An 11,610-nucleotide genomic window follows, 5' to 3' on the forward strand; every position below is an offset into this window, starting at 1 on the left:
CAGCACGGCGGCGGCCTGCTGAAGCCGGATGTGGTGTTCTTCGGCGAGAACGTGCCGCGTGAACGGGTGGCGGCGGTGCACGATCACCTGCAGCAGGCCGACGCCGTGCTGGTGGTGGGCTCGTCACTGATGGTCTATTCCGGCTTCCGCTTCGTGCAGGCGGCCGCGAAGGCAGGGTTGCCGGTAGCGGCGCTGAACCGAGGCCGCACCCGAGCCGACGACCTGCTGTTGTTCAAGGATGAGCGGGACTGCGCTGAAGCGCTGGCCACGTGGGCTGCGCGCTGAGCCGAGCACGGGCTCGGCTCTACAAGGGGCGAGGGCTTCTGTAGAGCCGGGCGCACGCTCGGCTGCTGCAGGTCACGCGAAACAGCGATCCATCCAGATGGTTGATCCGCGAGCCGCGCAGCGGTGCAATACGCACCCCCTACGTCGTTCATCACCGTCTTGAGCCAGCTGTTCTCGCCGATTTCGTTCGGCCCCCTGACCCTGTCCAACCGCATCGTCATCGCGCCGATGTGCCAGTACTCCGCCGAGGACGGCCGCGCCAGCGACTGGCACGCCATGCACCTGGGCAACCTGGCGCAGTCCGGTGCCGGCCTGCTGATCCTGGAAGCCACCGCCGTCGAACCGCGCGGCCGCATCAGCTGGGCCGACCTGGGCCTGTGGGACGATGGCACCGAGGCCGCGCTGGCACAGGTGCTGGCCAGCGTCCGCCGCTGGTCGCCGATGCCATTGGGCATCCAGCTCGGCCACGCCGGTCGCAAGGCCTCGGTGAAGCGCCCGTGGGACGGCGGCGGCCAGCTGCCGGCCGATGATGCGCGTGGCTGGGCCACGGTGGCGCCGTCGCCGCTGCCGTTCCATGCCGCCGATCCGGCACCGCAGGAACTGGACGAGGCCGGCATCGCCGAGGTGATCGCCGCCTTCGCCGCCAGTGCGGTGCGCGCCGAGCGCCTGGGCTTCGAGCTGATCGAGCTGCATGCCGCGCACGGCTACCTGCTGCACCAGTTCCTGTCGCCGCTGAGCAACCGCCGCACCGATGGCTATGGCGGCTCGCTGCCGAACCGCCTGCGCCTGCTCGTGGAAGTGTTCGACGCGGTGCGTGCGGCGGTATCGGACAGGATCGCCGTGGGCGTGCGCATTTCCGCCAGCGACTGGGTCGAGGGTGGCTGGGATCTGGTGCAGAGCGAAGCGCTGGCCCAGGTGCTGGATGCGCGCGGCTGCAACTTCCTGCACGTTTCCAGCGGTGGCCTGGACGAGCGCCAGAAGATCACCGTCGGTCCCGGCTACCAGGTGCCGTTCGCCGCGGCGATCAAGGCCAAGGTACGCATGCCGGTGATCGCGGTGGGCATGATCACCGAACCGGAGCAGGCCGAATCGATCCTGCGCCATCGCCACGCCGATGCGGTAGCGCTGGCACGCGGCATCCTCTACGACCCGCGCTGGCCGTGGCACGCTGCTGCCGCATTGCGCGACAGCGTGGAACCGGCGCCGCAGTACCTGCGCTGCGAGCCGCGCGAGGCGCGTGGCGTGTTCAAGGCGCGCTGAGGTTCACACCCGCCAGGCCGGCGCCATGCCGGCCTGCAGGTGCTCGAACAGCGCGCGGATCTTGGCGGTGAAATCGCGGCGGTCGCTGACGCAGAAGTAGACCTCCATCGGTTCCGGGCGCCACGCGGTGTCGGCGCCGAACACCGCCTGCAGGCGGCCATCGCGCAGGTACGGCTCGGCCACGAATGCGGCGAGCCGGGTGATGCCGGCACCGGTCGCCGCCAGCGTCGCCAGCGCATCGATGTCATCGCAGACCATGCTCGGTGGCAGCGCGGCGTCCACGCGCTGGCCGTCCTTCAGCAGACCCCAGCGCAGCGGTCGGCCATCGGTGGGGAAGCGGTGCAGCAGCCCGCGATGGCGACCCAGTTCGGCGGGTTCCTGCGGCGTGCCATGGGCCTGCAGGTAGGCTGGCGCGGCACAGAACACGAACGGCACGCGCGCCAGCTGCCGTGCGACGACGCCGTCTTCCAGCTGCGCGCCGATGCGGATGCTGGCATCCACCGCCTCTGGACCATGCTGCACGGCGCGGTCGGTCAGGCGCAGCTCCAGCTGCAGTTGCGGGTAGCGCTGCTGCAGTGACGGCAGCAGCGGTGCCAGCACGTGGCGGCCGAAGGCGCTGCTGCTGGCGATGCGCAGGGGCCCGGCCGGTTCGATATCACCGGCAGTGACCCTCGCCTGCGCGCGCGCCAGGTCGCCCTCGATATGGCGCACCTGCGCCAGGTACAGCGCGCCGGCCTCGCTGAGGGCGAGTTGGCGCGTACTCCGGTTCAGCAGCCTTACGCCCAGATGCGCCTCCAGCCGGTGGATGTTCTGGCCGACTGCGGTGGCGCTGATGCCAAGGATGCGGGCCGCAGCGGCAATGCTGCCGGTCTCTGCGGTGCGGGTGAAGCTGCGGATCAATTGCAACAGGTTCATGACCGGCCAGCTTGCCACGGGATCGGCCAAGTATCGCTTGGGACAGAACCAAGCCCTTCGCTTGCATCGGTGACCATCGCTCCGATCGACACCCTGCTGCCCTACACTGTGGCGATGCGCCCCGACTCCATCCTCACCCTGTCCTGCCCCGACCGTACCGGCATCGTCTACCGTGTGTCCGGCCTGTTGTTCGACCACGGCTGCAACATCCTCGACGCCCAGCAGTTCGGTGACGAGGAGAGCGGCCGCTTCTTCCTGCGCGTGCATTTCGACCGCGACGCCGGCCTGCCGCTGGAGACCGTGCATGCCGCGATGGCCAAACTTGCCGAAGGCTTCGGCATGGACTGGCAGCTGCATGACGGCCGCCGCCGGGCACGCCTGCTGGTGCTGGTCAGCAAGCAGGGGCATTGCCTCAACGACCTGCTGTTCCGCGCCCACAGCGGCCAGCTGAAGGTCGACATCGCGGCAGTGGCGTCCAACCACGCCGACTTCGCGCCATTGGCCGCGTCCTACCAGGTACCGTTCCACCACCTGCCAGTGACCGCCGATACGCGTGCGGTGCAGGAGCAGCAGATCATCGACCTGGTCGAGCGTGAGCGCATCGACCTGGTGGTGCTGGCGCGCTACATGCAGATCCTGTCACCCACGCTGTGCCGTGCGCTGGCCGGCCGTGCGATCAACATCCACCACAGCTTCCTGCCCAGCTTCAAGGGCGCGCAGCCCTATCACCAGGCGCACGCGCGCGGGGTCAAGATCATCGGTGCCACCGCGCACTACGTCACCGAGGATCTGGACGAAGGCCCGATCATCGAACAGGACGTGGCCCGCGTTGACCACGCCATGGCGCCGCGCGAGCTGGTGCGGCTGGGCAGCGACACCGAATCGCTGGTGCTGGCACGCGCGGTTCGCCGCCATGTGGAGCACCGCATCCTGCTCAATGGGCACCGCACGGTGGTGTTCCGGTAATCGCCCATCCCGCGTCCGCCGGGCATGGCCCGGCGCTACCACGGGTGCTATCCGGTAGTGCCGGCCGCTGGCCGGCAACTGCAGAGATCCCGAGGTTGCCGGCCAGCGGCCGGCACTACCGAATCCTGATTTCATCCAATGAAAAGCCCCCGGTTCGGCCGTCCCGCGATCTGTAGGGGGGGCGTAGTTAGGGGGCTGGATGAATCGATTGTGTTGTTGTGGGCAGGAGCGCGCAAGCGGCATAAGCGACGTGCGCGGTAGCGCCGGGCCATGCCCGGCGGTCACGCCTCAGGCGATCGCGATCCCTGCCTTGCCCAGCGCTTCGCGCACCATCGCGTCGTTGGCCTCGGTCACCGGCCGGGTCAGGTCCCACAGGAACTTCACCCGGAAGCCGGATTTCACCGCGTCCTGCGCGCTCCACAGCACGCAGTAGTCGCGGGCCAGACCGCACACGTGCACCTCGCGGATGCGGCGCTCATGCAGCCAGCCGGCCAGGCCGGTGGCCGGGCGCTCGCCATCGGGGCCGTGGTTCTCGCGGAAGGCGCTGTACGAGTCCACCTGTGGGCGGGTGCCCTTGCGCAGGATCAGGTCGGCCACGGTCCAGTCCACGCCCAGGTGCAGGTCGGCACCCGCGCTGCCCTGCACGCAGTGGTCCGGCCACAGGGTCTGCGGCTGCGCGTGCAGCAGGATGGTTTCGAACGGTCGCTTGCCGGGGTGCTGGCTGGCGAACGAGGCGTGGTCGGCCGGGTGCCAGTCCTGAGTCGCCACCACGGTGCGGTAGCGACGCTGTGCCAACAGATCGCCAATCGGTGTTACCAGCGCATCGCCCTGGTCGCAGGCCAGCGCACCGCCGGGCATGAAGTCCGGCTGCAGGTCGATCACCAGCAGGGCGACATCGGCGGGCAGGGCGGTCATGGCAGTTCCGGTACAACAGAAGGGGCGACCAGCGTGGCCGCCCCATGCCTGCACGTCAATCGCTCTGCGGCGTCTCAGCGTCCTGCCCGTAGTACAGCAGGCCGATCTTGATCCGTTCGCGCCCGTTCTCGCGGCGGTGGCGGTTGGCATCGCGCAGCGAGTACACGCAGCCGCAGTACTCCTGCTGGTAGAACTGCTCGCGCTTGCTGATCTCGATCATGCGGCTGGCACCGCCGCCCTTGCGCCAGTTGTAGTCCCAGTACTGCAGGCCTTCATAGCGCGACGCCGCGCGGATGCCGCAGTCGTTGATCTGCGCCATGTTCTTCCAGCGCGAAATGCCCAGCGACGAACTGATGGTGTCGTAGCCGTGCTCGTGCGCGTACAGCGCGGTGCGTTCGAAACGCATGTCGAAGCACATCGTGCAGCGGATGCCGCGCTCGGGCTCGTTCTCCATGCCACGCGCACGGCTGAACCAGTTGTCGGTGTCGTAGTCGCAGTCGATGAACGGAATGCCGTGCTGCTCGGCGAAGCGGATGTTCTCCTGCTTGCGCAGCTCGTACTCCTTCACCGGGTGGATGTTGGGGTTGTAGAAGAAGATCGCGTAGTCGATCCCGGAAGCGGTGATCGCCTCCATCACTTCGCCCGAGCACGGCGCGCAGCACGAATGCAGCAGCAGGCGTTTGCCATCGGCGGGCAGGGTCAGGGTGGGGCGTTGGAACTCGGTCATCGTGGCGTGCGTCAGGGCGTGGGAGCGGTCTGGCCGGTTACCGTGAACAGGACGCGCGCGGCCACGCCGCCTGCACATGCAGGCTGGTGATGGCCCCGGCACCCTCCCCGCGGAGAGTCCAGGTCGAATCAGGGGACGGTCGTGTCCCCCGGCCGTGGCCGGTATTCGGGCTGATGGACACGGGCCGCAGCCCACCTACTCCCTGCCGCTTCCCAGGCGCGAGCCCAGTGCTGTTGGCAGGATTCGTTTCCATTCACCGCTGCGGGGCAGCTCCGGAATGGGCGCACGAAGCGCCTTCACCGGATTCCCGTTTAACTCCCTGCCGCCATCCAGCCACGGCAGGGATACCTTCGGCGTGTGCAAGGTGGACCTGTTGGCTGCAGGGGTCAAGGCCCGGGGTCGGATCCCCGTTGCCCCGCAACGGGCCCTGCCCCCCGCAAATGCCTTCAGCGCCCCGCTGCGGCCCGGGCCCGGATGTCGTCCAGCCGCTGGTCGTGCAGCAGGCGCCCGTTCTCCCACACGGTCACCATTGCATCCTCGAAGCCGGTCGGCAGCGCCTCGTCACCGCTGGGAGGCAACGCCACCGTGTGCAGGCTGCCGTCATCCAGGCGCCGCAGCAGGCGCATGCGGCCACGCTTGCTGGTCTTGCCGGCATCGGTGACCGGATCCTTGTAGACGTCGATCCACGCACCCTCGACCCGTGCTGCCGAGCACTTCAGCGCGAACTTCTGGGTGTCGCGGTCCAGCCGCTGCAACAGCGCGCCGCCCATGCCGAAGGCCACGTTGTCGGCCGAATAGCCGTCGCCGGTGATGCGCTGCAGGATGGCGCGGATCGTATCCGGGTTGATGCCATCGCCCTGGATCACCCGCACGTGGTTGAGTACGCGGTAGCCCTTGCCGTTGAGGGTGTGGCCGAACGCTTCATCCAGCCGGCGCAGGCTTTCGGCCACCACGTCCACCGGGTCACCCGAGTCGGGGCGGATGACCAGGGTGGCGCCCGAAGCGATCACTTCATCACGCAGCGTCGTGCCCCAGTGCTCACTGATCGCGCGGTAGATGTCATAGCTGTCCGACACCACTGCCACGATCGCGCCCGGCTTGCCGAACTGGCGCAGCATGTTGCGGTAGGCGTCCACTTCGCGCTCGCGGCCCCAGCTGGTGATGGTGCTGTGCTCGGCGGCAGGAATCGAATAACCGGCCATTGGCGCGTGATAGTGCGCGCGGGCCAGGCACAGGGCCGATACAGTGTCGGTGCCGAGGAAGTTGACCAGGTGTGCGGCACCGCCCAGCGCGGCCGATTCCAGGCTCGATACACCGCGGGCGCCGAAGTCGTGCAGCTTGAACGGCAGCTGCCCCTGCGGATCGTCGCTGGTCTGCTGCAGGAACGCAGCAATGGTCTGCCGTGCATGCCAGCTGATGGTGGCCACGGTGACCGGGTACCACACGCGCAGCAGCAGCGTTTCCAGGTACGACGGCACCCAGAATGCAGCCGGGTCGGTCGACTCGACGGTCATCAGTGCCTGGTGGGTGGGTACCACGCTGCCCTCGGGCACGGCACGGATGCGCACCGGCAGGTGGCCGCCGAGCCGATCGACGATATCGCGCCAGCCGGCTTCGTTGAACGGCTCGCCATGGGCGGCGAATACCGCAGCAGCGTCGTCGATGTCAGCGTGGGTGACCGGTCGTGCCAGGGCGTCCTTGAGGATCGCCTGCAGGCCGAAGAACACCGTGCGATCGTGCAGGCCGCCACGTGATTCCACGTAGAAGAACGTGGCATCGGTACCCGGCGGGTACTGCAGCCAATGGCTGGCCTTGTAGCTGTCGGTGTTGAGGAGAAGGTTATCGAGGTAGTGCATGACGGAAGCTCCTTCGCGTCGAGTGACACCAGCGGTCTATCCGCCGGTGGGGAGAGCCGGGCAGGTCAGCCGCGGCCGAGGAAATACTCCAGGATGTGCAGGTGGTCTTCGAACAATTGCGGGCCCATGTCCAACGCCTCACTCACCGGTATCCAGCGCGCCTTGTCGGCGTCGTCGCCACCGCGCACCGGCGGCAGGTCACCGGCCGGGAATTCGAAGTGGAAACCGTGGGTGATGGTGCGGCCGCGCTGGCTGCGGTCGGGGTGGTCGAATACCTGCTGGCCCTTCAGCGAACCCTTCAGCACCGGCAGCGGAATCTTAAGGCGGGTTTCCTCGCGCAGTTCGCGCAGGCAACTGTCCAGCAGGCTCTGCTCCTGGCCAACGAAACCGCCGGGCAGCGCCCACAGGCCCTTGCCGGGCTCCGAACGGCGCCGTACCAGCAGCACGTGGCCCGAATGCACCACCACCGCATCGGTGGTGACGAAGGTGGGCGCGTAGGGCGCATCCTTCCAGGCGGCCTTGTACTGTTCGATGAAGCGGTACTCGGCCACCAGCTGGGCATACGCAGGCGCGCTTTTGCGGAACGCTTCGAGCATGTCGTACACCGGCGCCGGCACATTGCCACGCAGCATCAGCAGCGCGCCGTGGAAGTCGACGTCGCCGGCTTCGAACAGGTAGCGCCGCAGCTCGGTGGCCGACAGGGTGGCGGTGTGCTGCACGTCCACCAGCGGCCATTGCGGGAACTCCCGCAGGTAGTAGCTGGAGGCATCCTTGTCCATGCCGATCAGGCCCACCTTTGCATCGGCGGCGGCACCGTCGTTGCGCAGGGCGTCGGCCACCTGGCGCTGCACATTGGCGATCCACTGTGCTTCGTTGTACAGGTGGTCACGCAGCGGGCGGATCAGCAGGCGGTCGGTGTGGCCATCGAGGGCGGCCTGGATCATCACGGCGCGTTCGGCCACGGTCCAGGGATTGCGGAGGCTGCGGGGGGTATCGGCAGAGCCGACCAGGAAGATCAGCTTGCGGGCCCGGCTCAGGGCCAAGCGGGCAACGGCGGCGTGGCCGTTGTGGAAGGGCTCGAATCGCCCGATGAAGACGAGATAGTCGAATTCCATGAGAATCCCTCATGTCGTTGTGGCAGCCGCGGGTCTGTCCCTTGGCTTGCTGCAGATGCTACGCCGATGGTGTAGCCGGTCAAGCCTGCAGGCCTGCCATCTGCTGAACGCCGCAGATTCCTGCCCGGACTGCGGTGGTGTTCTCAGGCCCTGAGAAGCCGCTGCGCCATACTGGCATCCACGCGGCGGACGGTAGGCTCGGGGGCAAGACGGTGGCGGACAAGTACTGCGATCTGGTCATGAAAGGCGGCATCACCAGCGGCATCGTGTACCCCAACGCGGTACTGGCGCTGGCACGCGAGTATCGGTTCAAGAGCATCGGCGGCACCTCTGCCGGCGCCATCGCTGCGGCGGTGGCGGCTGCGGCGGCATACGGTGATCGGCGCCAGCAGGCCGGCGAGCACCTGCCCGGTGATGCCGGTTATGGCGGGCTGTCGGCGGTGTCGGCGCAGTTGTCGCGGCGGGGGTTCATCTACAGCCTGTTCCAACCGGCGCGGGGCGCGCGTGCGGCCTATCGGCTGCTGGTGGTGCTGACCGGCAATGCCAGCTTGCCGCACAAACTGCTGTGCCTGGCGGTGGCGGTATTCGAGATCGCGCCGCTGGAAGTGCTGGTGTCGCTGGCGCTGCTGCTCGGTCTGGGCGGGTGGGGCGGTGGTTGGAGCGGCGTGGCCGCGACGCTGCTGCCGTCGCTGCTCTGCGCCTACGGTGCAGGCGTGGCCGGAGCCGCGCTGCGCGTGGCGCGCGTGGCCCGGCGCAACCTGCTGGGCCTGTGCAGTGGCCTCGGTCGCGATGCACGTAAACCGGCATTGACCGAGTGGCTGCATGAATGCCTGCAGCAGTTGTCCGGCAAGCCGCTGGATGCACCGCTGACCTTTGCCGACCTGCATGACGCGCCGCGCTATGCCGGCGAGCCGGACAGCCCGCATGCGATCAGCCTGCAGATGATCACCACCTGCGTATCGCACAACGAACCACGCACACTGCCGCTGGGCGGCGCGCAGTTCTGGTTCCTGCGCGAGGAGTTCGAGCAGTTGTTCCCCGCCAGCGTGGTGCAGTGGCTGGTGACGCAGGCCGGCCCGCCGCTGGAGGTGGAAGGGCGCCGGTACTACCACCTGCCGCAGGGTCCGAAGCTGCCGGTGCTGGTGGCCACGCGCATGAGCCTGAGCTTCCCGTTGCTGATCAGCGCGGTGCCGCTGCATGAGCCCTCGCGCCGCGAACGCCGCTGCGAACCCACTGCACCTGCCGCCGATCAGGAACACAACGTGGCCGACAGCATGGAAGGGCTGACCAGCGCCGGGCAGACCTGCGGCCCGGTGATTACCGCGTTCCGCATCTGCTGGTTCTCCGATGGTGGCATCAGCAGCAACTTCCCGATCCATCTGTTTGATGCCGCGCTACCGCGCTGGCCGACCTTCGCCATCAACCTGGTCTACCCGCAGCATGCCGAGGACGTGGGCCGTGGCAGTGATGGCCGACAGGCGCTGGAACGTGCCGTGTTCCTGCCCACCGAAAACCGCCACGGTTGGCAACGGCATTACCAGTCCATTGCCACGCCGCTCGCCGCAGCCGAGCTGGGGCGCTTCCTGTTCGCAGTCGTGGCGACCATGCAGAACTGGCGTGACCTGCTGCAGGCACGCGCGCCGGGTTACCGCGACCGTATCGTGCACGTCAGCCTGCAGGGCGACGAAGGCGGCATGAACCTGGACATGCCGCAGGAGGTGCTGACCCGCATCGCCGACAAGGGCAGCCTGGCGGGCGCGCGCTTCTGTTCGTTCTCGTTCGGGAACCACTACTGGATCCGCTGGCGCAACCTGGCCTCGGCCTATCAGCGCTACACGCTGGAAGTGGCGCGTACCGACGACCCGGCGCAGCAGGTGCTGGCCTATCGCGCGGCGTACTCGATGGTTGCCCGTGGCGAGCCGGCACCGCCGTCGTACAAGCTCGGCTCGGAAGACAAACGTCGCGGCTCGCAGCAGCTGTGGGCGCAGATGGTCGAGCAGGGCCGCACGTGGGAAGACCTTGGCCCGGACCTGACCGACGGCGCACCGCGCCCGCTGCCGCAGATGAAGGTGACGCCGATCTACTGACTGCCTCAACGAAGATGCAAGCATTGCGAAGTGGCCCACTGGCATTTCCGCCCAGGGAGCTTCTATTCAGAGACAGGACCGGGAACACTCAAATGACATCACTGAAGGTTGACATTGAAGCCAGCGTGGAAAAGGACATCCGCAACTGTCTCCACGTTTGGCCGAAACTCTTGTTTATCGGTGCTGGACTGGTCGTGTCCGGCGGGCTATTGCCTGCGCTGTATGGACCGGTCATTGCGATGTTCAAGGAGCTGTTCTCACCGAACTTCATCAGTGCAGCGATCGGCTCGGTTTTTTTCATGGCGGGTCTTGCTGCCTTCACATTTGGGCGCGGCGGAGGCGTGCTTGAGCCCGTCAGGAGCTGGATGATGAACATTGCCCAGCAGATTGCGTCCTACATTTGGTCCGCTTGTTCTTTTGCTGCGCCTATATTCATTGGCGCCGCTGGAGCTCTGTTTGCGGTAGGTCAATGGAGAAGCGCCATGATTCTGGCCTACTTCTGTCTTGTACTTGTCGTGTTGGGAGCGGTCCCGCGAATCTGCATCTACTCGTTGGAGATCGTACCTCCTGCCAACGCTGGGTCATTGTTGCGGAATGGACGCTTGCAGGGCTTGTTCCTGCTGAGCGCGTCGTTGTTGATTCTCAGGGAATTGGTGATTAATCCTGCATAGATAGGATGTGTAGCTCCCCACGCATAGAGGAATGCCCGTGTCTCTCCGTCAGCAACTGCTGGACCTGCTTGAACGCCTCGACGCCCGTGATCCGGAGCACTTGCCGGTGGTACCGCTGGCCTCGTATTTCGAAGGCAACGACTTCGAAGAATGCATCGCGCCCAACCAATGGGGTTTCGGTCGCCCGCCGATTGCCGAGCTGTACGCGCGCCTGGCCATGATTGCAGCGAAGCCTGAAGTGGAAGGCGTGTACGTCGGCCTGCACCAGGACTGGGGCAGTGCATTGGAAGACGACAGCGAATGGCCTGCTGCCGAGAACGTGCATGTGCTGACCAGTGCCGACGTCGAGACCGTGGAAGGCTGGCTGCAGGGTCTGGAATGCGACGGTGTGGGCGAAGGCTGGCCGTACGGCCAACACATCGACGCACCCGTGCCCTCGGAAGGCCACCGCGTGCTGACCGTGTTCTGGGACTAAAACGCGCCAACCAGGGTTGGCACCTACCAGTAGAGCCACGCCACGCGTGGATGCATTCCAAAATGAGAATTCATCCGGATGGGGTGGGTCCGGTGGCAGGGGCGTGAGCCGCATGGGCCCGAGGCGTGCCTCGGGCCCATGCGGCTCAAGCCCCTGCCACCGGACCCAACCCATCCGGATGAATTCTAATTTTGGAATGCATCAAAGCGTGGCGTGGCTCCACTGGTAGGGTCCAACCCTGGTTGGCGCGTTTTTGTCCCAGAAAACGGTCAGCACGCGGGGGCCTTCCGAGGGCAAGGGTGCGTCGATGTGTTGGCCGTACGGCCAGCCCTCGCCCC

At 66.9% G+C, this 11,610-nt stretch carries 11 protein-coding genes and 1 riboswitch; of the genes, 6 read left to right on the plus strand and 5 right to left on the minus strand.

From position 1 onward, the window contains the following. Positions 1 to 285 (plus strand): Sir2 family NAD-dependent protein deacetylase (locus A7X97_RS08610; RefSeq protein WP_281268029.1); only part of this gene is annotated, 285 nt, incomplete at its 5' end. Positions 286 to 444: 159 nt separating this feature from the next. Next, complete coding sequence (locus A7X97_RS08615; protein ID WP_072167307.1) at positions 445 to 1,545, plus strand: NADH:flavin oxidoreductase/NADH oxidase; 1,101 nt, start codon at positions 445 to 447, stop codon at positions 1,543 to 1,545. A gap of 3 nt (positions 1,546 to 1,548) precedes the next feature. Here the strand turns inward: A7X97_RS08615 and A7X97_RS08620 are convergent, their stop codons facing one another. Beyond that, on the minus strand, positions 1,549 to 2,460 hold the full coding sequence (locus tag A7X97_RS08620) for a LysR family transcriptional regulator (protein WP_072167428.1): 912 nt from the start codon (positions 2,458 to 2,460) through the stop codon (positions 1,549 to 1,551). A 114-nt stretch (positions 2,461 to 2,574) separates the two neighbouring features. Here A7X97_RS08620 and purU point away from each other — a divergent pair, with 114 nt between their 5' ends. Next, entirely contained in the window at positions 2,575 to 3,426 is an 852-nt protein-coding gene (gene purU, locus A7X97_RS08625; RefSeq protein WP_061480748.1) for a formyltetrahydrofolate deformylase, read from the plus strand. A gap of 288 nt (positions 3,427 to 3,714) precedes the next feature. Here the strand turns inward: purU and pncA are convergent, their stop codons facing one another. The 4 genes from pncA to A7X97_RS08645 form a co-directional block, all read right to left on the minus strand. Continuing rightward, on the minus strand, positions 3,715 to 4,341 hold the full coding sequence (gene pncA, locus A7X97_RS08630) for a bifunctional nicotinamidase/pyrazinamidase (protein ID WP_088496979.1): 627 nt from the start codon (positions 4,339 to 4,341) through the stop codon (positions 3,715 to 3,717). Positions 4,342 to 4,396: 55 nt separating this feature from the next. Continuing rightward, positions 4,397 to 5,068 (minus strand): epoxyqueuosine reductase QueH, encoded by a 672-nt coding sequence (locus A7X97_RS08635; RefSeq protein ID WP_088496980.1) that lies wholly within the window; start codon positions 5,066 to 5,068, stop codon positions 4,397 to 4,399. Positions 5,069 to 5,207: 139 nt separating this feature from the next. Continuing rightward, positions 5,208 to 5,421: riboswitch (cobalamin riboswitch) on the minus strand. Positions 5,422 to 5,514: 93 nt separating this feature from the next. Next, the gene (locus tag A7X97_RS08640; protein ID WP_072167305.1) at positions 5,515 to 6,924 is read right to left on the minus strand and encodes a nicotinate phosphoribosyltransferase; all 1,410 of its coding nucleotides are present in this window, start codon (positions 6,922 to 6,924) and stop codon (positions 5,515 to 5,517) included. Positions 6,925 to 6,989: 65 nt separating this feature from the next. Then, positions 6,990 to 8,039 (minus strand): bifunctional nicotinamide-nucleotide adenylyltransferase/Nudix hydroxylase, encoded by a 1,050-nt coding sequence (locus A7X97_RS08645; RefSeq protein WP_065178416.1) that lies wholly within the window; start codon positions 8,037 to 8,039, stop codon positions 6,990 to 6,992. Between the two features lie 239 nt (positions 8,040 to 8,278). Between A7X97_RS08645 and A7X97_RS08650 the strand changes: the two genes are divergently transcribed. The 3 genes from A7X97_RS08650 (at position 8,279) to A7X97_RS08660 (ending at position 11,272) form a co-directional block, all read left to right on the plus strand. Beyond that, on the plus strand, positions 8,279 to 10,126 hold the full coding sequence (locus A7X97_RS08650; protein ID WP_065178417.1) for a patatin-like phospholipase family protein: 1,848 nt from the start codon (positions 8,279 to 8,281) through the stop codon (positions 10,124 to 10,126). A gap of 92 nt (positions 10,127 to 10,218) precedes the next feature. Beyond that, a complete protein-coding gene (locus A7X97_RS08655) occupies positions 10,219 to 10,797 on the plus strand; it encodes a hypothetical protein (RefSeq protein WP_088496982.1) in 579 nt (192 codons plus the stop codon). A 37-nt stretch (positions 10,798 to 10,834) separates the two neighbouring features. Further along, positions 10,835 to 11,272, plus strand: coding sequence for a hypothetical protein (locus A7X97_RS08660; protein WP_088496991.1), 438 nt, complete (start codon positions 10,835 to 10,837; stop codon positions 11,270 to 11,272). Positions 11,273 to 11,610 lie beyond the last annotated feature (338 nt).

Origin of the sequence: Stenotrophomonas sepilia (genome assembly GCF_003244875.1) — a bacterium.
GTDB classification, from domain to species: domain Bacteria; phylum Pseudomonadota; class Gammaproteobacteria; order Xanthomonadales; family Xanthomonadaceae; genus Stenotrophomonas; species Stenotrophomonas sepilia.

Coding starts and splice junctions, on each gene's coding strand:
- A7X97_RS08635 (WP_088496980.1), bottom strand. CDS start 5,068: ATGACCGAGTTCCAACGCCCCACCCTGACCCTGCCCGCCGATGGCAAA.
- pncA (WP_088496979.1), bottom strand. CDS start 4,341: ATGACCGCCCTGCCCGCCGATGTCGCCCTGCTGGTGATCGACCTGCAG.
- A7X97_RS08645 (WP_065178416.1), bottom strand. CDS start 8,039: ATGGAATTCGACTATCTCGTCTTCATCGGGCGATTCGAGCCCTTCCAC.
- A7X97_RS08640 (WP_072167305.1), bottom strand. CDS start 6,924: ATGCACTACCTCGATAACCTTCTCCTCAACACCGACAGCTACAAGGCC.
- A7X97_RS08650 (WP_065178417.1), top strand. CDS start 8,279: ATGAAAGGCGGCATCACCAGCGGCATCGTGTACCCCAACGCGGTACTG.
- purU (WP_061480748.1), top strand. CDS start 2,575: ATGCGCCCCGACTCCATCCTCACCCTGTCCTGCCCCGACCGTACCGGC.
- A7X97_RS08620 (WP_072167428.1), bottom strand. CDS start 2,460: ATGAACCTGTTGCAATTGATCCGCAGCTTCACCCGCACCGCAGAGACC.
- A7X97_RS08655 (WP_088496982.1), top strand. CDS start 10,219: ATGACATCACTGAAGGTTGACATTGAAGCCAGCGTGGAAAAGGACATC.